Raw genomic sequence first — 20,556 nt, forward strand, 5'->3', positions numbered from 1 at the left:
TAGCTCTGTTGTGGACCTTCAGCCACCACAAATGTGTCACAGCAGTTACATCCAAGTGTAAGACCTGCTTGCTAGGGTCGGCGCCTTATCCAAATCGAGTGAAGGCGCACGCTATGCGATCCAGTAAACCGGTTGCCCATGTAATGGTGTCTTCATTGATACTTTCACTGCTTGCCGTATCGGTTCAGGCAGCGAGCCGCGCAGGTGACGACAGAATCAACGGTGTCGATCTGCTGTCCGGGTTCGACACGCTGTGGACGACCGGCGCGACCTGGGACACCGGTACGCCGACCGCGCTGGGTCAGAGCCTGCTGAGGCGCAACCTGCAAATCGTGGTCGACCGCGCCAACTCCCGCACACTGGCTCAGGAAACAGCCGCCTACTTCGATGACCGACGTGACCAGAGCTACAGCGCCATCAGCGGCCTGGGCTCGTTGAGTGCTGCTTATAAGGCTGGCGCAGGTGCCTTCACGACCATCACGCAATTCGACGACAGCAACAAAACCGTCAAATACGACGACAAGGGGAATGGCGCAGGCAGTTCCTCTTCGGCACTGGGCAAGGTGGTCGATCTGGTCGGCGCGGTGCGCAACGATGCGTCCACCACGCCTGCAAAATCCCACTATTTGTACCCGCGCCCATGGCGCCAGAGCCTGGACGGTCAGAGCCTGGCGTTCGTGGTTGCGCCATCCCTGCGCCCGGCCGAAAGCACCACACCTGCCAGCGACTCGGGTTTTCCCAGCGGGCACACCAACGCCGCCTACCTTTCTGCCTACTCATTGGCCTATGCGATCCCCGAACGGTTCAGCGAGTTGATGCTGCGCGCCTCGGAAATCGGCGACAACCGAATCGAAGCTGGCATGCACTCGCCGTTCGACGTGATGGGAGGCCGTATTACTGCGACCTATTTCGCCATCGACAACCTGTCCAACCCGGCCAACGCCCAACTGCGCGCCGATGCTCGCGCACAGGCGCTGGCCTATTTCACCGCTCAGTGTGGCGGTGACGTCAACAACTGCATGACGGCCATTGACCCAGCCACCGACCGCACTTCCCAGCACGCGCAGGACAAGGCGCTGTTCACCTCACGCATGACCTATGGCTTCGATCCGGTGGGCCCGACTAACCTGGCCCCGGTCGTGCCGACCAACGCCGAAGTGTTGCTGGAAACCCGCTTCCCGTATCTGGACGCCAGCCAGCGCCGCGAGATTCTGGCGACCACCGAGATTTCGTCCGGCTATGCGGTGATCGATCAGTCAGGCGGTTATGGCCGCCTGAACCTGTACGCCGCAGGCGATGGTTATGCGGCGTTCAATTCCAACGTCACCGTCAACATGAACGCCAGCCTCGGCGGCTATAACGCCATCGACGCCTGGCGCAACGACATCAGCGGCAGCGGTGCGCTGATCAAGAACGGTACGGGTAACCTGATACTGACCGGCAACAACACCTACTCGGGCGGCACGGTGATCAACGGTGGCGTTCTGACCGGTCATGCTCAGGCGTTCGGCAGCGGGACGATCACCGACAACGCAACGCTGGTGGTCGATCAGTCAACCAACGACACCCTCGCCAACGCGCTGGCAGGCAACGGTGCGTTGATCAAACGTGGTGTCGGCTCGCTGAACCTGACCGGTAACAACAGCCTGTCCGGCGCAACGACTGTGCAAGCGGGCCGGCTGGCGGTAAACGGCAACCTGGGCAACTCCATCGTCAGCGTGCAGCAAGGTGCAACGCTGGGTGGCAATGGCACCGTCGGCGGCATCAATGTCGCTCAGGGAGGTGTGGTTGCGCCGGGCAACTCGGTGGGACAATTGAACGTCAACGGTGATGTGAACCTTGCTCAGGGCTCGGTCTATCAAGTGGAATCGGATGCCAACGGCAATGCCGACCGTATCGTCGCCAGCGGTCGTGCGACCATCAATAACAGCACGCTGTCGCTTGTCGAAGGCGGCAACTGGCTGGCCGCCAGTCGTTACTCGATCCTTTCCGCAGCCGGGGGCGTCAGCGGTGCGTTTGCCGCCGTGCAAACCAACTTCGCGTTCCTCACCCCGACGCTGAACTACACCGCGACCGATGTCGGGCTGACACTGGACCGTAACGCACAGACCTTCGCCAGCCTGGCGACTACCGACAATGCCAGAGCCGTTGCGCAAGGCCTGGACAGCGCAGGTGCACGCAATGCGCTCTGGCGTCAGGTGGTGCAGGATGACACGTCGACCGCACAGGCCACGTTCAAGGCCCTGTCCAATGAGCTGCATGCGTCGACGCAGTCCGCGCTGATCGAAGACAGCCGTCTGGTGCGCAACGCCATGAACGATCGCTTGCAACAGGCGCAGTCCGCCCAGGCATTCGGCAGCTCGACCCAAACCCTGGCTGGCGATGCTTCGCGTGGCGTGGTCTGGACTCAGGCCATCGGCGCGACCGGCAAAACCGAAAGCACCCGTGATGTATCGGGCCTCAACACTCATACCAGCGGCTTGCTGTTCGGCGCTGACGTGCCACTCGACGATACCTGGCGCGTGGGCGCGCTGGCTGGTTTCAGCAACAGCAGCTTCGACCTGCGCCATGCGTCCGGTTCCACTGACAGCGACAACTACCATCTGGGCGTCTATGCCGGCGCCAAGTGGGGCCAACTGGGCCTGCGTCTCGGCGCGGTACACACCTGGCACGAGCTGACGGCCAAGCGCACGCTGGATCTGCCGGGTTCTTCCGAGAATTTCAAAGAGGATTACAAAGCGGCGACCAATCAGGTGTTTGGCGAACTGGGTTACGCCATAGAGCTGGGCAACGCGCAGCTTGAACCCTTTGCCAACCTCGCGCATGTGCGACTGGACACCGATGCCTTCGATGAGAACAGCAACGCGATCAGGCTGGAGAACAAGTCTCAGGACAATAACATCACCTTCAGCACCCTCGGTTTGCGTGCTGCCACTCGCTTGAACGCCGGCAGCGTCGCGATCAAACCCAACGCAACACTGGGCTGGCGTCGTGCCTACGGCGACGTGACGCCAGAGAGCCGCGCAGCCTTCAGCGGCGGCGACACCTTCGAACTGTCCGGCGCACCGATTGCACGCAGCGCAGCCGTCATCGGCGCAGGGGTTGACCTGGGGTTGAGCGATACGCTGAGCGTCGGGGTGAGTTACAACGGACAGGTGAGCAGCGATGCGTCGGATCAGACGTTGAACGCCAGGGTGACATTGGCGTTTTAAGGCTGGGATAACGGTGCAGGTGTGACGCGGAGCTTCAAGAACGGCGTTCCCACTGTAGCGTGAGGAACGATCATCCCGATTATCGTACGACGCTCCGCGTCGTATGCCGTTCGGGACGCTCTGCGTCCGGTTTTGAATCTGTGACGCAGAGCGTCATCCAGGGCGCTCCCACGCTGGAGCGTGAGGAACGATCATCCAGGCTATCGTGCGACGCGAGCATCCCTGCGCAAACGCATAGGGATGCTCGTCGATCCAGCAATCAGAACGCTGGCAGTACCGCGCCTTCGTACTTCTTGTTGATGAAGTCTTTGACTTGCTGGCTGGTCAGCGCTTTCGAAAGTTTCTCGATGGCGTCGGTGTGGGCGTTGTCTTCGCGGGTGACGAGGAAGTTAACGTACGGCGAATCCGGGCCTTCGATGATCAGCGCGTCTTTCTTCGGATTGAGCTTGGCTTCCAGCGCGTAGTTGGTGTTGATCAGAGCGAGGTCGACCTGGCTCAGAGCACGTGGCAGAACGGCCGATTCCAGTTCGCGGAATTTGAAGTTATGCGGGTTGGCAGCAATGTCTTTCGGCGTCGACAAGGCATTGGTCTTGTCCTTGAGCGTGATCAGACCATTTTTGTCCAACAGGATCAGCGCACGGCCTGCGTTGCTGCCTTCGTTTGGAATCGCGATGGTTGCGCCTTCAGGCAGATCTTTCACGCTCTTGTATTTCTTGGAGTAGCCGCCGAACGGTTCGACGTGTACGCCAACGCCGGTCACAAGGTTGGTGCCCTTGCCCTTGTTGAAGCCATCCAGGTAAGGCTTGGTCTGGAAGTAGTTGGCATCCAGACGCTTTTCATTCAACTGGACATTGGGCTGTACGTAGTCAGTGAAGACCTTGATCTCCAGGTCCACGCCTTCCTTGGCCAGGGTTGGCTTGATCAGTTCAAGGATTTCCGCATGGGGCACAGGCGTCGCGCCGACCACCAGCTTTTCGCCTGCGTGAGCCAGGCCAATCGAGAACGCAGCCGCCAGAGCGGTCATCAGAAACGTCTTTTTCATGCGGTGTCCTTAGGGAAAATCCGGGAGCGTCATCAGAAAATGACGCCTTGTTATTCAATGATTTGCCGCAGATCCATTGAGCGCTGCGACATCATGCTGACATTACCTAGTTTTTATATGCCAAGAAAATACTTTTTAATCGAGTACTTATATCTTTTTATCTCAGCCCTTTATACAGGGCTTTGCGCCAGCTGCACCGTCACGGTTTCCAGCAATTGCCGCAGCGCACCAAGCTGTTCGCGGTCACCGTTGCTGATCAACAGCTTTGCCTGACGCTCGATCAGGGTCAGGGGGCTGGCGACGTCCGGCAAGTTGATGTGTTCGGCCTGAATCTCGTCTCCACTGCTGACCAGCAGCGCAAAGTGAATGACGTTTTCCAGTTCGCGGGTATTGCCCGGCCAGCTGTGTGCTTCGAGTGTGCGTTGCGCGGATTCGCTGATCAGTTGCACCGGCAGGTTCAAGCGCTGGCTGTAGATGCCCACGAAATATTCAGCCAGCGGCAGGATGTTGCCCGGTTGCTCGCGCAACGCGGGCAGGTCAAGTCGCCCTTCGCTGAGATAGTGATAAAGCCGCTCGTGGAATTTCCCGGCGGCCACTGCCTGCGCCAGATCAATGCTGGTAGCGGCGACCAGACGCACGTCGACCGGGCTGGGCTGATGCGCGCCAACCCGGGTGACTTCGTGATTTTCCAGCGCAGCCAGCAGCTTGACCTGAATCGGCAGCGGCAAATCACCGATTTCGTCGAGGTACAAGGTGCCGCCATTCGCCGAGCCAAACCAGCCTGCGCGGCTGCTGATCGTTCCACTGTGCGCCCCGGCGGCGTAGCCAAACAATTCTGCGTCGGCGTAAGTCGGGCTGATGGCACCGCAATTCACTGAAACGAACAAACCCGAGCGATCACTGCCGCGATGGATGTGCCGCGCCAGCAACTCCTTGCCGGTCCCGGACTCGCCACGGATAAGTACCGGTAATGAACGGGGTGCCAATTGTTCCATCTCCTCACGCAACCGGCGTGAACGTGGATCAATGAACACCAATGCCTTGGCGCGAATGCTGAGGGGGCTTTTTTCCGCATCGGGAAAGGTCAGCAGCGGCTGACCGAAGGTTTCTTGAAGGCTCATGACACACTCCCGCCTGAGCCCTTGCGACGGCTCAAGCGTTAAAAAGACAGGACCCTGAGGGCCCGATAAAAAAGTAATCCGGTCATGCGCGACGACGTGCGTGCTGTTCCAGACGGCTTTGTAGCCGGTACAGGTAGGCGAACCCCTGCTCCCAGCGCTGATGACCGGATTTGACGTTGATATGCCCGGCCTGGCTTAAGAACCCCAGTTCGGCACCCCAGTGACGTGCCATCTCCATGGCGCGCTGGGAGCTGACCGCAGGGTCGTTGTCGGAGCTGACGATCTGTGTCGGAAACGGCAGCAGGTCGGTAGGGATGGGGGCGAAATTACGTAACGCCGGTGGGCAATTCGGACGCTCGACATCGGCAGGCGCAACCAGCAAAGCACCCTGCACCTGGCGCAGGGTTTCCAGCGGAGCCAACTGCGCCCAATGCGCAACCGTCACGCAACCCAGGCTGTGAGCGATCAGGATGACTGGCGTGTCGTGCTCGGCGATGGTGCGCTGCAACTCTCCCACCCAGTCTTCACGGCGGGGCTTGAGCCAGTCGGCCTGCTCCACGCGGACACTATTGGGCAGGCTGTTTTGCCAGTGGGTCTGCCAATGATCGTCAGGAGACCCTTGCCAGCCTGGCACGATCAGATACCGGATCGACTCGTTATGCATGGATTCGCCTCCTGCATGTATGCGTTCATGAGGCGAGTATAGGGAGTGAAGCTATATTCGCTAAGGAATAAGAAGCTATTTATTAATTCCCAAAACGAATATGTCACAACAAGAATATGAAAAGACGGGCGAAAAAAAAGGACCGCACCCTGCCTTCAAGGAACGGCCCTAACATAATCACTTTCAGGGCAAAGACTAACCGCGTTTCATGACAGGTATGCGACGCGCCTTATGTCGCCGGGACAGAACCGATGCCTGGCTCACCCGCCTTCAGCAGTGTCGGCTCTTCTGTTTGCGGGACTTCGCGGGCGACGTTCCACACCACAATCGCGGCGATCAGATCGAAGATAGCCAACACCACGAACAACGGGCTGTAGCCGATTTTAGTGACCATCACGCCAAACACCATGGTGAACGCTGCCGCACCGAAGAAGCCGAACATCCCGCCCATGCCAGTGGCCGTGGCGACTTCGTTCTTACCGAACGAGTCCGAAGTGATCGAGTACAGCGCGCCCGACAGGGTCTGGTGAGCGAAGCCGCCCACGCACAACAATGCAATCGCGGTGTAAGGGCTTTCGACCAGTCCGATGCAGGCCGGTCCGATCATGCACGAGCAGCCAAACAGCATGACCATCTTGCGCGAAGTGAACAGCGAAACCTTGCAGTACTTGTGGAACAGCGGGCTGAGGTAGCCACCCAGCACACAGCCGATGTCCGCTGCCAGAAACGGCAGCCAGGCGAACATCGCCACTTCCTTGATGTTCATGTGACGCTCAGTCATCAAGTACAGCGGAATCCACGCATTAAAGGTTTGCCAGGCGGGTTCGGAAAGAATGCGCGCCGAGGCAATCGCGTAGAAATTGCGGTTTTTGAACAGCCGCTTCCAGCTGCCTTTTTGAGCAGGCGCATCCTTGAGGCGGGATTCCTGGCCGCTGAGAATGTAGTCGCGTTCTTCATCGCCAAGACGCTTCTGGTCACGCGGATGCTTGTACAGCAGCAACCACAGCCCACTCCACACAATGCCAAGACCACCGACAATCAGAAATGCCAGCTCCCAGCCGCTTTGCAGGATCGCCCAGACCACCAGTGGCGGCGCGAGCAATGCGCCGAATGACGAGCCGATGTTGAACCAGCCAATCGCGACCGAGCGCTCCTTGGCCGGAAACCATTCGGTGGTCGCCTTGACGCCCGCCGGCAGGCCCGCCGCTTCGGTCAGGCCGAGCATGCCGCGGAAGATCGCCAGGCTCTGCCAGCCTGTGGCGAACGCTGCGGCGGCACAGGCAGCCGACCAGGCGATAGCGAAAATCGCAAAACCCATCTTGGTGCCGATGGCATCAATGATGTAGCCCGCCACCGGTTGCATGATCGCGTAGCACACCTGCCAGGCGACGACGATGTGCGCGTACTGCTCGGTAGAAATGCTCAACTCGCTCATGAGCGTGGGCGCTGCGACGGACAGCGTGTTGCGTGCGAGGTAGTTGACGACCAGGCCGGCCGTGACCAGCCCGACCATCCACCACCGGATACCTTTCACTTTCATCTCTTCACCCTGTTTATTTTTAGATTGGCGATGAGCGTCCCGCGGCCAGAACCGTGAGGCGGCTGATTATGTAACTTTAGATTTCAATTTTTTGACAGCAATATATCGGCGTATTTCGCTGCTTTTCGTGCCTGTAAGCCAACTTACGAGACGAATAGGATTTTTCGCAGGCGCGGATGAGGGGATTTCTCATGAGTTTGTCACTCTTTGAATTATTTTTATGGTTGTAATTTTTTAAGAGTCTTATGTTGTCGTACAACATAGCGCATTTATAGTCATTTGAGATACGAGTGTCAAATGCCAAAACGGCTGATAGCGCTTGCATGTAGGCTTCAGCGACAACCTGACGCTGGATTTCGAATTCACCCGTCATACGACGACTCAATAAAGTCGCGCTTTCCCTACGGCATTTCTTGGGTGTCCTTTATGGACCGACGAGCAAACCCACCGCCGCCGGAACGACCGCAACCTGCGAAGAATCACGAATTGCATCAGGGGGCTTGCACAATTGTCACAAATGCTTTCATTCTCTGAGGGCGCGTCAGGCAAGGGAATGCCCTTTGATGCCCGGTCGGCAGAGCGCCGACGCTGAACGACAACCCATTCCAGGAAGGGTGCTCATATGCCTGAGCCAAGTAGTCTCGCCAGCTGGACGCGCGCCCTGCGCAAGCAACTCGATGCGCTCGGCGCGGACAGCAATGCGCTGTGCCAGAGCGCAGGCATCGACCCTTGCCTGCTCGATGATCCGGCCGCGCAATTCCCGTCAGCCAGCACTGCCCTGCTCTGGGAGCTGGCCATTCAAACCAGCCTCGATCCAACCCTGGGGCTGCGTGTATCGCGGTTTGTCAGCCCGACCACGTTTCACGCACTGGGCTACACGCTGGTGGCCAGCGGCTCATTACGCGAGGTATTCGAGCGCATCGTGCGTTACCACTCGGTTGCCGAGGACTCGCTGGAACTGGATTTCAGAGCCGCCGGAGAGCGCTACGAGTTTAGGTTCAGCGCGCCGAAATCGTGTCCGTCACCCATCCATGAGTTGCTGGACGCATTCGCCGCGATCTACGTGCGCACTTGTCGCAACCGTCTGGGCAGAGGGTACGCACCCTTGGCGGTGCATTTGCAACGGCCAGCGCCGGAGAACCCGCAGCCCTGGCAGGATTTGTTTCGCTCCTCGCTGAATTTTTCAGCAGCGGAAAACATGCTGGAATTTGACGCTGATGATTTCGACGGCCACCTGGACGAAGGCCAGATCCAGTTGATCGAGCACAACACCAGCGGCGATCCGTTGCCTTCGCTGATCTGGGAGCAACGCGTGCGCTCGGCCATCGAAACCCTGCTGCCGGATGGCGAACCCACTGCAGAGAGTATTGCCGAAGCCCTGCACCTGAGCCCCCGCAGCCTGGAGCGGCACTTGGCCGATGAAGGGTGTTGTTATGACCTGCTGCTCAATCAATGCCGTCAGAACCTGGCACTGCTGCACATGAGCGAGCCGCAAACCTCATTGAGCGAGGTTGCCTGGTTGCTGGGTTTTGGCGATACCGACAGCCTGAGCCGCGCCTTCAAACGTTGGACCGGGCTGACGCCGGAGCAGTACCGGAACGGGCTGGCGCGGTGAAAGAAGTCGCTCATCGTTATAAAAATCTTACTGACTCTCGTGCCAATGCTCCGCGTTGGCATGCATTGAGTGACGCTCCGCGTCACAAATCTGCAGCCTGGCGCCGTATCAGGCGCAAATGGGTCTCAGGCTTCAGTGCTGTCGGTATCTCGGGCCGGGTTGAGTAATGCGCCATGGCTGCAATGTGACGCAGAGCGTCACGAAATGCATTACCACGCAGCGTGGGAACGAGAGTGACTATCGTGCGACGCTACGCGTCGGTCTTGAGCAGGCGTAATACCGCTGGGCTGTAGATCAATGCTCTAACAAGCATCAATCCGCGCCAGCTCCGGTAAATCACCGGACAGTCCCAACGCTTCGCGCACGAACAGGGCTTTGGCTTCCGGCAGTTGGTTGACTACTTTCAGACCGGTATTGCGCAGCCAGCGCAGTGGCAGCGGATTGGCCTGGAACAGGCGTTCGAAACCTTCCATCGCCGCCATCAGCGTCAGGTTGTGCGGCATGCGACGTCGCTCGTAGCGACCCAGCACGCGCGCATCCGACCAGCGCTCGCCACGCTGGGCAGCGTGGGTCAGCACCTCGGCCAGCACAGCAGCATCCAGAAAACCGAGGTTCACGCCCTGCCCGGCCAGCGGGTGGATGGTGTGCGCGGCATCGCCAATCAGCGCCAGCCCTTTGGCCACGTAACGCTTGGCATGGCGCTGACGCAGCGGCACGCACAGGCGGGGGTCGGCAGTCAGTATCTGGCCGAGTCTGCCCTCTAGTGCGCTTTCCAGTTCGCGACAGAACAGCTCGTCGTCCAGCAGCATCAAACGCTCGGCTTCAGTGGGTGTAACCGACCAGACGATGGAGCACCAGTGTTCACCCTCACGGTCCAGCGGCAGAAACGCCAATGGGCCGTCGTCGGTAAAGCGCTGCCAGGCGGTTTTCTTGTGCGACTCGGCTGTGCGCACGCTGGTGATGATCGCGTGGTGCTTATAATCCCACTCTCGTGTCGGTGTTTCCGTCAGACGGCGCACAGCGGAATTCGCACCATCAGCCGCAATCACAAGTGGCGCACGCAGCAAGCGGCCGTCCGCCAGGGTCAGCAGCCAGTCATCACCTGAATGGCGCATCTGCTCAAGCCGTGAATTGGCCAACAGGCCAATATCACTGTCGTGCAGACGGTCGAGGAGCGCGTCCTGCACCACACGATTTTCGACAATGTGCCCCAATACGTTGGCGTGCACGCTGGAGGCCGAAAAGTGAATCTCCCCGGTGCCGCTACCGTCCCAGACATGCATGTGCGCATACGGGCTGATGCGCCGGGCCGCGATGCCCTCCCACGCGCCCAGGCGTTGCAGAATACGTTGGCTGGCGGCCGACAGCGCACTGACTCGCGGCTCGAAATTCGACTGCGGGTCGAAGGGTTTGACGCTCAACGGCCCACCGTCAACGACCAGCACCTCAAGGCCACTGCCCTGCAAGGCCAGTGCAAGGGCGCTGCCGACCATTCCGGCTCCGACAATCAGCACATCCGCGCGTGTTTCCATGCTCAAACCGTTCTCGCTTGCGGCCGAAGCCAATGGGTTAAAGTGCTTGCGTCATACATCGGTGCGAGTTCCCAGCCCCATCGCCTGGCGGGCAAACCAGCGTTTGGCGGCCGGCAACAGATCAAGGCCCAGCAGCCCCAGATTACGCCCTGTGGCCACTGCCGACTGGGTGCTGCCGAACAGGCGCGTTACCTTGTCGGAGAAACCAACGGTCAACTGCTGATCCAGAAACTGACGTTCGCGATAACGCTGCAGGGTCGACAGATCACCCAGCGGCGCATCACTGTCGAGCAGCGTCTCTGCCAGCGCATCGGCGTCACGCAGCGACAGGTTGAAGCCCTGACCGGCAATCGGGTGCAGGCTGTGCGCCGCATTGCCCAGGATCACCAGATGCGAGCGCACCTGCTCCTCGGCTTCAACCAGCGCCAGCGGATACACATGCCGCGCCCCGACCTGACGCAGCGTGCCCAGGCGATAGCCAAACACACCTTGCAGCTCTTCAAGGAAACTGCGGTCATCGAGTTCGGCGAGTCGCTGGGTGTCATTGCCCGGACGGGTCCAGACCAGCGCGCAGCGGTTGTCAGGCAATGGCAACAAGGCCATCGGGCCATCATCGGTAAAACGCTCGAACGCCTGCCCGCAATGGGCTTCGCTTGGCGTGATATTGGCGATCAACGCGCTTTGATCGTAAGGCGTCTGGCGCACGCCGATACCCAACTGCTCACGCAGACTGGAACGACCGCCGTCGGCGAGTATTGCCAGATCACACTCCAGTTCGGTTTCATCATTCAACGTCAGGCGGTAGCCATCAGGCAGCGGCTGCATCTGCTTGACCTCTGCCGGCACGCGCCAACTGACCACGTCCCGATCCAGACCGGCCCAGAGCGCCTGGCCTACCCAGGCGTTTTCCACGACATAACCGAGCGCCGGCACGCCCTCTTCAATCGCGGAAAGACGAGTCGCGCCGAAGCGACCACGGTCCGAGACCTGAATCTGCAGGATCGGCTCGGCGCGGCGCGCGATCTGCTGCCAGACGCCGAGCCGTTCATAGATCCGCCGCGCGCCAAACGATAACGCCGAGGAGCGTGCGTCATAACTGGGCTGCCAGGTTTCGCCCGGTGCAAAAGGCTCGATCAGTACGATTTTCCAGCCTCGCGCCTTCGCACCGGCCTGTAGCGCAAGCGCGAGACTTGCGCCTACCAGCCCCCCGCCAACGATTGCGATATTAAAACGGCTCATGCGGTTTGCACCTGTGCGTCAGCCATCAGCGCCTCGATCTCGGCGACGGTCTTGGGCACGCCGCCAGAGAGGATTTCACAGCCCCGCCTGGTTACCACCACGTCATCCTCGATTCGCACACCAATACCTCGCCATTTCTTCGCGACGTCCAGATTGTCGGGGGATATGTAAATCCCGGGTTCAACGGTCAGCGTCATGCCGACCTCCAATACTCGCCACTCGCCGCCGACCTTGTATTCGCCGACGTCGTGGACGTCCATGCCCAGCCAGTGTCCGGCGCGGTGCATGTAAAAAGCCTTGTAGGCCTCGGCCTGGATTAACTCATCGACATCGCCTTGCAGCAGGCCAAGCTCGACCAGCCCGGCGGTAATAACCTGGACCGTCGCTTCGTGCGCCTGGTTCCAGTGTTTGTCCGGGCCGATGGCTTCAAAAGCCGCGTACTGCGATTTGAGCACCAGCTCATAGATGGCTTTTTGCTCGGGTGAAAACCTGCCATTTACCGGAAAGGTGCGGGTGATGTCGCTGGCATAGCAGTCGATTTCACAGCCCGCGTCGATCAGTACCAGATCGCCATCCTTGAGCACTGCGTCATTCTGTTGGTAATGCAGGATGCAGCCATTGCGGCCCGAGGCGACGATAGAGCCGTAGGCAGGCATCTTCGACCCGCCTCTGCGGAATTCATAATCCAGTTCGGCTTCCAGGCTGAACTCATGCAGGCCAGCGCGACAGGCCTGCATCGCACGCACATGGGCACGCGCGGATATCTCCGCCGCGCCGCGCATGACTTTGATTTCCGCCGCTGACTTGTAAAGGCGCATGTCGTGCAGCAAGTGATCCAGTGCCACGAACTCCTTCGGCGGCTGCGCGCCAAGGTGCGCCTTGGAGCGAATCACGTTGATCCAGTCCATCAGGTGCCGGTCGAACTCGGGGTTACTGCCCATCGCAGAATACACCCGGTCTCGACCTTCGATCAGGCCCGGCAGGATGTCGTCGATGTCACTGATCGGGAATGCGTCGTCCGCGCCAAAGTCGCGAATCGCACCTTCCTGCCCGGCACGCAAGCCATCCCATAGTTCGCGTTGGGGATCGCGCTCGCGGCAGAACAGGACGTACTCGCCATACTCGCGCCCTGGAATCAGCACCACCACCGCTTCCGGTTCCGGAAAGCCGCTCAGGTACTGGAAGTCGCTGTCCTGACGGTAGACGTGCTCGACATCCCGATTACGAATAGCCACCGCAGCGGCGGGCAGAATCGCAATGCTGTTGGGCTCCATCTGAGCCATCAGCGCCTTGCGGCGGCGGGCGTATTCGGACTTCGGGATCTGAATCATTGGCAGCTTGAGTCCTGATGGAGTCTGCCGGCGTGGGCTGTATCAGCCAGCGCCGGTGTCACAGTGGCCGCTATCGGTCAGTGCAGGGAGGGCTTGGGTTCCGGCGCGGAAGGTTCGTTGAACTCGGTGAAGAGCAGCAACGGCGCTACGCGCATGTACTCCATGACTTCCATGTAATCGGTCTCGCCGTCTTCGGACTCTTCCAGTGCATCCTGAACCTGAGCAATGGCAGCCAGATCCTCGAGAACGGCTTTGGCTTCGCTTCCGAGGACCTTGTCGCCAATCGCCAGACCGAAGCCTGACAGGAAACCCTGGCACCACTGGCCCAGTGCAGCGGCACGCTCGGTCAGCGGCTCGTCGTCGCCCGGCAGCAACAGCACAACCGTCATGTCGTCGCCAGTAAGTTCGCCTTTGACCATCTCTTGCAGGCCGACAAGCGCTGCGCGAATGTTATCCTGCGGCTCGGTTTCGAGCAGCACCGAGGCGTCGGCGAACCAGCCTTCGTTGTCGAAACCGGCACCGGCGCAACTGCGGCCAAGCAGCAAACCATGCAGCTCGGCGGGTGATACCTGGTGACCGCCACTGTTGAGCAGGGCGGCGAATGCTTTGTACGGAGAATTCTGAATGGGCATGTGCTGGTCGCCAAACGGCGCAATGTCTAGAATGAAGGCCTTGTATCCTAGACTATCCGCGCGACAAGATCACCCGGACGGCGGTTCGAGCTTGAGCAAGAGCATCGCTCCCCCTGCCATTCATCAGAAAGTACTCAGTGGAAAACAATGGAAGACACCGACCTGCAAGCGCTGATGAAACGTGTAGAGCTGCTCCTGAAGTATGCCGAGCAACTTAAAGGCGAAAAAGCACTCCTATTAGCTCAGGAAAAGTCCTGGCGCGAGGAACGCGCCCAACTCATTGAAAAAAACGAAATCGCCCGGCAGAAGGTCGAGTCAATGATTTCGCGCCTCAAAGCCCTGGAGCAAGAATCATGAGCAATGGCAACAGCGTTACCGTTCAGATCCTCGACAAGGAATATTCGATCATTTGCCCTCAGGAAGAGCGCACCAACCTGGTCAGCGCTGCCCGCTACCTGGATGGCAAGATGCGTGAAATCCGCAGCAGCGGCAAAGTTATCGGGGCTGATCGCATTGCCGTTATGGCCGCCCTGAACATTACTCACGACCTGCTGCACAAGGAGCATGTGCCCGACGTACAGGCCAGCGGCTCGACCCGTGAACAGGTGCGTGATCTGCTCGACAAGGTCGATCTGGTGCTGGCGACAGACACCCCCGGCACACCGGATTCAACTCGGGGCTGATTATTGCGGGGCATTTCTGTATACTTGCGCCGCTCCCTGGAGTGCTTGCCAGTCGGTCATGTCCCTGAGCCGATACGCACAACCACGGGGGTTGCACGTTGGGGTTGGTGTGCATGTCCGCTCGACGGAAAGCCTTAAAACCTCCTGCAATCTCCACCTTGAACTTTCGGGTTCAAGGGCTACACCGACAGCGGTTCGTCGGGGAGTCCTAATTCAATACCTTGCCAGACAAGCCTGTCTGGCAATCACGATCCAGCTCTGGTTTCAACCTCTCGGATCAGCCTGCATGACCTTTCTCTCATGATCAGCGCTCTATCGCTCACACGCCCGCAACTTCGTCGCCAACTGCGCATTGCGCGCAGGTCGCTGAGCCATGCCCAGCAGCGTCAGGCTGCCCGCGGCATTTATCGCCAATTGGCCCAGCACCCGCTGTTTCGACGCGCAAAACATGTTTCGCTGTACCTGCCGATGGACGGTGAGATCGACCCACGCCTGCTATTGCGCGAAGCGCAGCGGCGCGGCAAGGCGACCTACCTGCCAGTCCTCAATGCATGGCCACGCACACGCATGGTGTTCCAGCGCGTAAGTCCAGGCGAGAAATTCATCCCCAATCGCTTTCGCATCCCCGAGCCGCGCATCAACCGTGCGAAACAGCGCAAAATCTGGGCCCTTGATCTGGTTCTGATGCCGCTGGTAGGGTTCGATGACCAGGGCGGTCGCCTGGGCATGGGCGGCGGTTTCTATGACCGCAGCCTGGCTTACCTGGCGCGCAGAAAAACCTGGCGCAAGCCTGTTTTATTAGGGCTGGCTCATGAGTGTCAGAAGGTGGATAAACTGGCGCAAGCAAGCTGGGATGTGCCGATGCAAGGCACACTATCGGATAAAGGCTGGTATTTGAGTAAAGATACCTGACTGACCAGAACTGAAGAGCGCACTCTGATCGCTGGAAGTCTTCAACGATCAGAGCAGAAGCAGGGCTTAATGCCTGCCGGGGACTTTCTGTTGCTGCTGGGTGATTTCGACGGGGGCATCTTCCTTGCTGGTCCACAAACTCTGCGCATAACCGGTTGTCACGACACCCAAGCCAAACAGAATAACCAGAATCCAGAGTAAATCAGGCTTGCGCTTCAATGACTGCCCTCCTTAGGCAAATCAATACGATGCCCACAGCGGTCATTTGAAAAACCGTGCAGTATCGTGGAACTTTAAAGGGCGGCATTTTGCGGTAACGTGAACCAGTACGCAAATACTGGCACAAGCCGACTGTCGGTTTGTCATACAACTTTTAGCCCTACGGCAAACTTTATGTCTTTGGAGCACACGCAATGGCCTACTGGCTGATGAAGTCCGAGCCTGACGAATTCTCGATCAGCGACCTGCGACGACTGGGCAAAGCCCGCTGGGACGGCGTGCGCAATTATCAGGCGCGCAACTTCCTCAGGGACATGGCTGTAGGGGACGAATTCTTTTTCTATCACTCCAGTTGCCCTGAACCGGGCATCGCCGGCATTGGCAAAATCGCCAAGGCGGCTTATCCAGACCCCACTGCCCTGGACCCGGAGAGCCACTATCACGACGCCAAGGCCAGCGCGGATAAAAACCCATGGAGTGCCATCGACATCGAGTTCGTGGATATCTTCAAGAAGGTACTGGGGCTGGGTTATCTGAAACAGCAAAGCCAACTGGAACAACTGCCGCTGGTGCAAAAAGGCAGCCGACTGTCCGTCATGCCAGTGACCGCCGAACAGTGGTCGGCAATCCTGGCACTGCGCTGATCCGTTTTACTGGACGATAAAGTTGTTGAACAGCAAGTCTTCGACCACCGGCTTGCCTTCTTCGTCGTTCATGACGCGCTGAACCTGCTTGAGCGCTTCCTGACGAATATTTTCTTTTGCTTCAGCACTGCTCATCGAATCGACCGTCTGCTGGGTAAACAGCGCGACCAGTTGATTACGAATCAGTGCGTCGTGGCGTTTGACCGCAGCTTCGGCATCGGCACCGGTGACGCGCAGCGCAATATCAGCTTTGTAGACGCGGAGTTTCGGGCCGCCATCCAGCGCGTAATTACCCACGAACGGAGGCGTCAGCGAAACATACGCCGCTTTCGGAGGGCCGCCTTCTTCCTTGGCCTCTTCCTCTGCCATGGCGGGCAACGACAAGGCCAGCAATATCATCAGAATCCACGCTTTCACAGTCCACTCCTTAATACGGTTTGCCACGTAGCTTACAGCTTATGTGTGCTTATCAGGCAGGGCCATTCTTGTTGACCCGATGACCCACTTAACTGACTTTATCGGCCATTACCGGAAAAGGAATAGCCCGATGAAAGCCCTGCTTTGTAAAGCCTTTGGTCCTGCCGATACATTGGTGCTTGAAGACGTCCCCAGCCCGGAGATCAAACACAACGAAATCCTGCTCGACGTCCACGCAGCAGGGGTCAACTTCCCGGACACGCTGATCATCGAAGGCAAGTACCAGTTCAAACCGCCCTTCCCCTTCTCACCGGGTGGCGAGGCGGCAGGCGTGATATCGGCGGTCGGAGAGAAAGTCACTCACTTGAAACCCGGCGACCGGGTCATGGCCCTCACCGGTTGGGGCAGCTTCGCCGAGCAGGTCGCCGTGCCACACTACAATGTGCTGCCGATCCCGGAACGCATGGACTTCACCACCGCCGCCGCGTTCAGCATGACCTACGGCACCTCCATGCACGCGCTCAAACAGCGCGCCAACCTGCAACCTGGCGAAACCCTGCTGGTGCTCGGTGCATCCGGCGGCGTCGGCCTGGCCGCCGTCGAAATCGGCAAAGCCCTCGGTGCCCGCGTCATTGCCGCCGCCAGCAGTGCTGAAAAACTGCAAGTCGCCAGAAACGCAGGCGCAGACGAACTCATCAACTACAGCGAAACCAGCGTCAAGGACGAAATCAAACGCCTCACCAACGGCAACGGTGCCGACGTGATCTACGACCCGGTCGGCGGCGACCTCTTCGACCAGGCCATCCGCGCCATCGCCTGGAACGGCCGCCTGCTGGTCGTCGGCTTCGCCAGCGGCCGCATCCCCGACCTGCCCGTCAATCTCGCCCTGCTCAAAGGTGCCTCGGTGGTCGGCGTATTCTGGGGCTCGTTTGCGCAGAGACAACCGCAGGACAATGCGGCGAACTTCAAGCAGTTGTTTGCGTGGTTTGAGGAGGGGAAGTTGAAGCCGTTGGTGTCGACGGTTTATCCGCTGGAGCGAGCTGGGGAGGCGATTGATTTGTTGGGTGGGCGCAGGGCTGTGGGGAAAGTGGTGGTCATTTTGAAGCCGGCCTAAGGAACCTCTGGAAAAGACTTCCAAATTCGGCAGATTCTCTGACCTCCATCACCGAGATACATGATGAGGCAGATGACCTTCACCAACGCCGAGTACGGTTGGTAAACGCAAGCAAACCCGTAAAAGTCGTTTCCTAACGCCTCCAAATGCACCCGCACTGCCCGACTTCCCTAAGTATCGGAGGAACGATGATAACGACACTTATTAGTCGGTGCTCGACCTGTGTGCTTGCGCGTTGATTTATCAACTATATATACGAACTCTCAAGGCCATTTCCCATGACGCTTAGGCAGGAGGTATAGCAAACTGAGTAAACCAGATTAGCGCTACGAAGATCACAATCTGAGCCGTCCATGGAATGAACAGCAACCACCTCATTTTCCTAGGAAAATCTTGCGCCTCCTTCATATCCATAATTCCACGTTTTTTGCCCAAACCAGGAATCATTAGAAATATATAGATCATGCCGCATCGTACAATTTTGCCGGGCAAGCCTGCTTCACTATAGGTGGCTTTGTTATCTGTTATGAGCTTGCAGTTCGGTAAATATGATTCAAAAATGTGCGTGTAGTTGCGTGCTATGTAGGCTGACGCGAGAATGATGATGACCATAGCGGCGTACAGAAAAACCCCAACCAGGCCAGGCTCGATACTGATCAATTTCTGATCTCGCTCATTAAGAATTTCCCTTTGTGCGCTTTATGAAAGGGGTGGCGTACCCCTTCGATCTTGTAGTTATCGAGTGCTAATTCTCGACTCAGAAAAATACTAAGCGCCATCATCACTGTAAATAAAGAAAATTCACGACTGTAGGGATTATCAAAAATTTTTTATACAACACAGGAAATTTCTCAACTTCTTTGGCATCAAGCCCCCTCTTATGGCGCTTAGCTTTGGCACTATCAGTACCACTGAAATAGCGCCGCCGCGCATGACTTTTCCGTAAGCGCTCCACAAACCCCATCTAACCAAAGACGACGGTGCGTCTAGGAATGCAAACGAGGCGTACAGTTCCACGGCAGCAAGGCTTCGTAATCTTCAACCGAGGTCGCCAGTGGTAGCCGTTCTAATGCGTGGCGCAGCCACGCATAGGGCTCCTGGCCGTTGGCTTTAGCCGTCTCGACCAAGCTGTAGAGTTGAGCACTGGCCTTGGCACCCTTGGGGGTATCGCTGAATAGCCAGTTCTTGCGTCCGATCACAAACGGTCTGATCGCACGCTCTGCCGCATTGTTGTCGATGGGCAAAAATCCAGCTTCGGTATAGCGCAGCAGCTTTTGCCAGTTGCTGGCTAGATAACTGATCGCCTTACCCAGCGCATTTTGCGCCGTGACGTGAGGCAGCGTTTTCTCCATCCAGGTGTGCAACTGAGTCAGCACCGGTACGCTGTTTTGCTGGCTAGATAACTGATCGCCTTACCCAGCGCATTTTGCGCCGTGACGTGAGGCAGCGTTTTCTCCATCCAGGTGTGCAACTGAGTCAGCACCGGTACGCTGTTTTGCTGGCGAGCTTCATAACGCTGCTCATCGCTGCCTTCTTTCAACGCCCGCTCGATACCGTAAAGCTTGTTGATCAAATTCAGGGCAACATCAGCCCGCCCGGTTTTGCCCTTGGGCTGCACTTTTTGTGCTTCTACGAACTTGCGACGAGCATGCGCCCAACAACCCAAGCGCTCGACACCGGCTTGCGCTCCAAGCGCGTTGTAACCGGCGTAATCATCAGTCATCAAGTAGCCACGATAGCCTTCTAGCAGGCGCGTCGGTACCTCCTGCGCACGGCTGGTTGAGTAGTCGAAAAGAACAACAGGCTGATTAGGCGGGCCTCCAGTTTGTACCCACATCCAGGATTGACTGGCGGGCTCTCGATCAGGCTCTTTATTAACCTGCACTCGCGTCTCATCGCAGTGGATGACACGACTTTCCAGCAGTCGATCCCGCATCAAGTTGAGCAAGGGTTGCAGATGCTCGCCGCACTGAATCACCCAGCGCGCCAACGTTTGTCGAGGAATATCCATGCCGTGGCGGCCCAACACTTTTTCAAAGCGGTGAAGCGGTAAACCATCTACATATTTAGTGGTAAGCAGCATCGCCAAAACGCTAGGGCTGGCCATGCTCTTCTCGATCACTTGCGCAGGTTTATCAGCAGTGACCGGGGCTGTTTCGCAGTCGCGGCAGGCATAGACTTTTCGGATGTGTTTGATCACGCGGATCTGCATCGGCACGATTTCAAGCTGCTCGCTGACTTCTTCGCCAATGGTGTGTTTGCGGCAGCCACAAACGCAGGTCAGTTCGTGCTCATGCAGTTCGTGGATGACTTCGACGCGGGGTAAATCGGCAGGCAAAGGTTTGCGCTTGCCACGGCGCCTGGTCGGAGCAACGACCTCTTCATCTGAAGCTTCGTCCACAGGCTCGATGACGCTTTCTACTTCATTGAAGAGGGCCAGTTGCGGCGTTGCCGCATCAGCTGTTTGCTCGGACTTACGTCCGAACAAACGCTGAAGCAGGAGGGCATTCTGTTCTTGTAGCCGAATAATCTTTCCCTTATCCAACTGACGCTCGTCGAACATCTGCCCAAGCAGTTGCTTGAGCAGAACGGGATCATCTGGAAGGTTTTCGGGCACGGAATTCATGCCCTGGATTATA

Annotated in this window: 18 protein-coding genes, 1 other RNA gene and 2 pseudogenes; 8 read left to right on the forward strand and 13 right to left on the reverse strand. The window is 58.2% G+C overall.

The window, feature by feature from the left end:
- Positions 1-113: 113 nt before the first annotated feature.
- Positions 114-3,212 carry an autotransporter domain-containing protein gene (locus N018_RS23585; RefSeq protein ID WP_025390891.1) on the forward strand — a complete coding sequence of 1,033 codons (3,099 nt, stop codon included), beginning with the start codon at positions 114-116 and terminating at the stop codon, positions 3,210-3,212.
- A gap of 259 nt (positions 3,213-3,471) precedes the next feature.
- Here the strand turns inward: N018_RS23585 and N018_RS23590 are convergent, their stop codons facing one another.
- From N018_RS23590 to N018_RS23605, 4 genes are all read right to left on the reverse strand, one after another.
- Positions 3,472-4,254: a MetQ/NlpA family ABC transporter substrate-binding protein gene (locus tag N018_RS23590; RefSeq protein WP_024645169.1), complete on the reverse strand. Its 783-nt coding sequence runs from the start codon at positions 4,252-4,254 to the stop codon at positions 3,472-3,474.
- 170 nt (positions 4,255-4,424) lie between these two features.
- Complete coding sequence (locus N018_RS23595) at positions 4,425-5,375, reverse strand: sigma 54-interacting transcriptional regulator (RefSeq protein WP_025390892.1); 951 nt, start codon at positions 5,373-5,375, stop codon at positions 4,425-4,427.
- 82 nt (positions 5,376-5,457) lie between these two features.
- The gene (locus N018_RS23600; RefSeq protein WP_024673316.1) at positions 5,458-6,039 is read right to left on the reverse strand and encodes an alpha/beta hydrolase; all 582 of its coding nucleotides are present in this window, start codon (positions 6,037-6,039) and stop codon (positions 5,458-5,460) included.
- A 229-nt stretch (positions 6,040-6,268) separates the two neighbouring features.
- Positions 6,269-7,552 (reverse strand): MFS transporter, encoded by a 1,284-nt coding sequence (locus tag N018_RS23605; RefSeq protein ID WP_024645166.1) that lies wholly within the window; start codon positions 7,550-7,552, stop codon positions 6,269-6,271.
- A gap of 649 nt (positions 7,553-8,201) precedes the next feature.
- Between N018_RS23605 and N018_RS23615 the strand changes: the two genes are divergently transcribed.
- Positions 8,202-9,194, forward strand: coding sequence for an AraC family transcriptional regulator (locus tag N018_RS23615; RefSeq protein WP_025390894.1), 993 nt, complete (start codon positions 8,202-8,204; stop codon positions 9,192-9,194).
- 302 nt (positions 9,195-9,496) lie between these two features.
- Here N018_RS23615 and N018_RS23620 read toward each other — a convergent pair whose 3' ends face one another.
- The 4 genes from N018_RS23620 to N018_RS23635 form a co-directional block, all read right to left on the reverse strand.
- Positions 9,497-10,726 (reverse strand): 2-octaprenyl-3-methyl-6-methoxy-1,4-benzoquinol hydroxylase, encoded by a 1,230-nt coding sequence (locus tag N018_RS23620; protein WP_025390895.1) that lies wholly within the window; start codon positions 10,724-10,726, stop codon positions 9,497-9,499.
- Positions 10,727-10,777: 51 nt separating this feature from the next.
- The gene (gene ubiH / locus N018_RS23625; protein WP_024645163.1) at positions 10,778-11,965 is read right to left on the reverse strand and encodes a 2-octaprenyl-6-methoxyphenyl hydroxylase; all 1,188 of its coding nucleotides are present in this window, start codon (positions 11,963-11,965) and stop codon (positions 10,778-10,780) included.
- On the reverse strand, positions 11,962-13,296 hold the full coding sequence (pepP, locus tag N018_RS23630) for a Xaa-Pro aminopeptidase (RefSeq protein WP_024645162.1): 1,335 nt from the start codon (positions 13,294-13,296) through the stop codon (positions 11,962-11,964). The genes ubiH and pepP overlap by 4 nt, the downstream gene beginning before the upstream one ends.
- A gap of 77 nt (positions 13,297-13,373) precedes the next feature.
- Positions 13,374-13,928, reverse strand: a complete 555-nt coding sequence (locus tag N018_RS23635; RefSeq protein ID WP_024645161.1) for a YecA family protein — start codon at positions 13,926-13,928, stop codon at positions 13,374-13,376.
- Positions 13,929-14,075: 147 nt separating this feature from the next.
- Between N018_RS23635 and N018_RS23640 the strand changes: the two genes are divergently transcribed.
- The 4 genes from N018_RS23640 (at position 14,076) to N018_RS23650 (ending at position 15,523) form a co-directional block, all read left to right on the forward strand.
- Positions 14,076-14,285, forward strand: coding sequence for a TIGR02449 family protein (locus N018_RS23640; protein WP_024645160.1), 210 nt, complete (start codon positions 14,076-14,078; stop codon positions 14,283-14,285).
- Positions 14,282-14,611 (forward strand): cell division protein ZapA, encoded by a 330-nt coding sequence (locus N018_RS23645; RefSeq protein ID WP_024674562.1) that lies wholly within the window; start codon positions 14,282-14,284, stop codon positions 14,609-14,611. The genes N018_RS23640 and N018_RS23645 overlap by 4 nt, the downstream gene beginning before the upstream one ends.
- 30 nt (positions 14,612-14,641) lie before the next feature.
- Positions 14,642-14,820: non-coding RNA, 6S RNA (gene ssrS / locus N018_RS27000), on the forward strand.
- Between the two features lie 91 nt (positions 14,821-14,911).
- Positions 14,912-15,523, forward strand: a complete 612-nt coding sequence (locus tag N018_RS23650) for a 5-formyltetrahydrofolate cyclo-ligase (protein WP_024645158.1) — start codon at positions 14,912-14,914, stop codon at positions 15,521-15,523.
- A gap of 66 nt (positions 15,524-15,589) precedes the next feature.
- Here the strand turns inward: N018_RS23650 and N018_RS23655 are convergent, their stop codons facing one another.
- Complete coding sequence (locus tag N018_RS23655; RefSeq protein ID WP_032606463.1) at positions 15,590-15,742, reverse strand: hypothetical protein; 153 nt, start codon at positions 15,740-15,742, stop codon at positions 15,590-15,592.
- Between the two features lie 194 nt (positions 15,743-15,936).
- Here N018_RS23655 and N018_RS23660 point away from each other — a divergent pair, with 194 nt between their 5' ends.
- Entirely contained in the window at positions 15,937-16,386 is a 450-nt protein-coding gene (locus tag N018_RS23660; protein ID WP_024645157.1) for an EVE domain-containing protein, read from the forward strand.
- A gap of 6 nt (positions 16,387-16,392) precedes the next feature.
- Here the strand turns inward: N018_RS23660 and N018_RS23665 are convergent, their stop codons facing one another.
- Positions 16,393-16,803: a flagellar basal body-associated protein FliL gene (locus tag N018_RS23665; protein WP_024645156.1), complete on the reverse strand. Its 411-nt coding sequence runs from the start codon at positions 16,801-16,803 to the stop codon at positions 16,393-16,395.
- Between the two features lie 130 nt (positions 16,804-16,933).
- Here N018_RS23665 and N018_RS23670 point away from each other — a divergent pair, with 130 nt between their 5' ends.
- Positions 16,934-17,917, forward strand: a complete 984-nt coding sequence (locus tag N018_RS23670) for an NADPH:quinone oxidoreductase family protein (protein WP_025390896.1) — start codon at positions 16,934-16,936, stop codon at positions 17,915-17,917.
- 285 nt (positions 17,918-18,202) lie between these two features.
- On the opposite strand, the gene N018_RS23675 is transcribed toward N018_RS23670, so the two are convergent.
- From N018_RS23675 to tnpC, 3 genes and pseudogenes are all read right to left on the reverse strand, one after another.
- Entirely contained in the window at positions 18,203-18,577 is a 375-nt protein-coding gene (locus N018_RS23675; RefSeq protein ID WP_025390897.1) for a hypothetical protein, read from the reverse strand.
- Positions 18,578-18,903: 326 nt separating this feature from the next.
- A pseudogene (locus N018_RS23680) lies at positions 18,904-19,302 on the reverse strand (IS66 family transposase); the annotation flags it as partial.
- Between the two features lie 20 nt (positions 19,303-19,322).
- A pseudogene (tnpC, locus tag N018_RS23685) lies at positions 19,323-20,543 on the reverse strand (IS66 family transposase); the annotation flags it as partial.
- Between the last annotated feature and the right edge of the window lie 13 nt (positions 20,544-20,556).

It is taken from the genome of Pseudomonas syringae CC1557 (genome assembly GCF_000452705.1).
GTDB lineage: Bacteria > Pseudomonadota > Gammaproteobacteria > Pseudomonadales > Pseudomonadaceae > Aquipseudomonas > Aquipseudomonas syringae_F.

Bases quoted from the DNA above. Each gene is read 5' to 3' on its own strand.
- N018_RS23585 (WP_025390891.1), top strand. From the start codon at position 114: ATGCGATCCAGTAAACCGGTTGCCCATGTAATGGTGTCTTCATTGATA.
- N018_RS23590 (WP_024645169.1), bottom strand. From the start codon at position 4,254: ATGAAAAAGACGTTTCTGATGACCGCTCTGGCGGCTGCGTTCTCGATT.
- N018_RS23595 (WP_025390892.1), bottom strand. From the start codon at position 5,375: ATGAGCCTTCAAGAAACCTTCGGTCAGCCGCTGCTGACCTTTCCCGAT.
- N018_RS23600 (WP_024673316.1), bottom strand. From the start codon at position 6,039: ATGCATAACGAGTCGATCCGGTATCTGATCGTGCCAGGCTGGCAAGGG.
- N018_RS23605 (WP_024645166.1), bottom strand. From the start codon at position 7,552: ATGGTCGGGCTGGTCACGGCCGGCCTGGTCGTCAACTACCTCGCACGC.
- N018_RS23615 (WP_025390894.1), top strand. From the start codon at position 8,202: ATGCCTGAGCCAAGTAGTCTCGCCAGCTGGACGCGCGCCCTGCGCAAG.
- N018_RS23620 (WP_025390895.1), bottom strand. From the start codon at position 10,726: ATGGAAACACGCGCGGATGTGCTGATTGTCGGAGCCGGAATGGTCGGC.
- ubiH (WP_024645163.1), bottom strand. From the start codon at position 11,965: ATGAGCCGTTTTAATATCGCAATCGTTGGCGGGGGGCTGGTAGGCGCA.
- pepP (WP_024645162.1), bottom strand. From the start codon at position 13,296: ATGATTCAGATCCCGAAGTCCGAATACGCCCGCCGCCGCAAGGCGCTG.
- N018_RS23635 (WP_024645161.1), bottom strand. From the start codon at position 13,928: ATGCCCATTCAGAATTCTCCGTACAAAGCATTCGCCGCCCTGCTCAAC.
- N018_RS23640 (WP_024645160.1), top strand. From the start codon at position 14,076: ATGGAAGACACCGACCTGCAAGCGCTGATGAAACGTGTAGAGCTGCTC.
- N018_RS23645 (WP_024674562.1), top strand. From the start codon at position 14,282: ATGAGCAATGGCAACAGCGTTACCGTTCAGATCCTCGACAAGGAATAT.
- N018_RS23650 (WP_024645158.1), top strand. From the start codon at position 14,912: ATGATCAGCGCTCTATCGCTCACACGCCCGCAACTTCGTCGCCAACTG.
- N018_RS23660 (WP_024645157.1), top strand. From the start codon at position 15,937: ATGGCCTACTGGCTGATGAAGTCCGAGCCTGACGAATTCTCGATCAGC.
- N018_RS23670 (WP_025390896.1), top strand. From the start codon at position 16,934: ATGAAAGCCCTGCTTTGTAAAGCCTTTGGTCCTGCCGATACATTGGTG.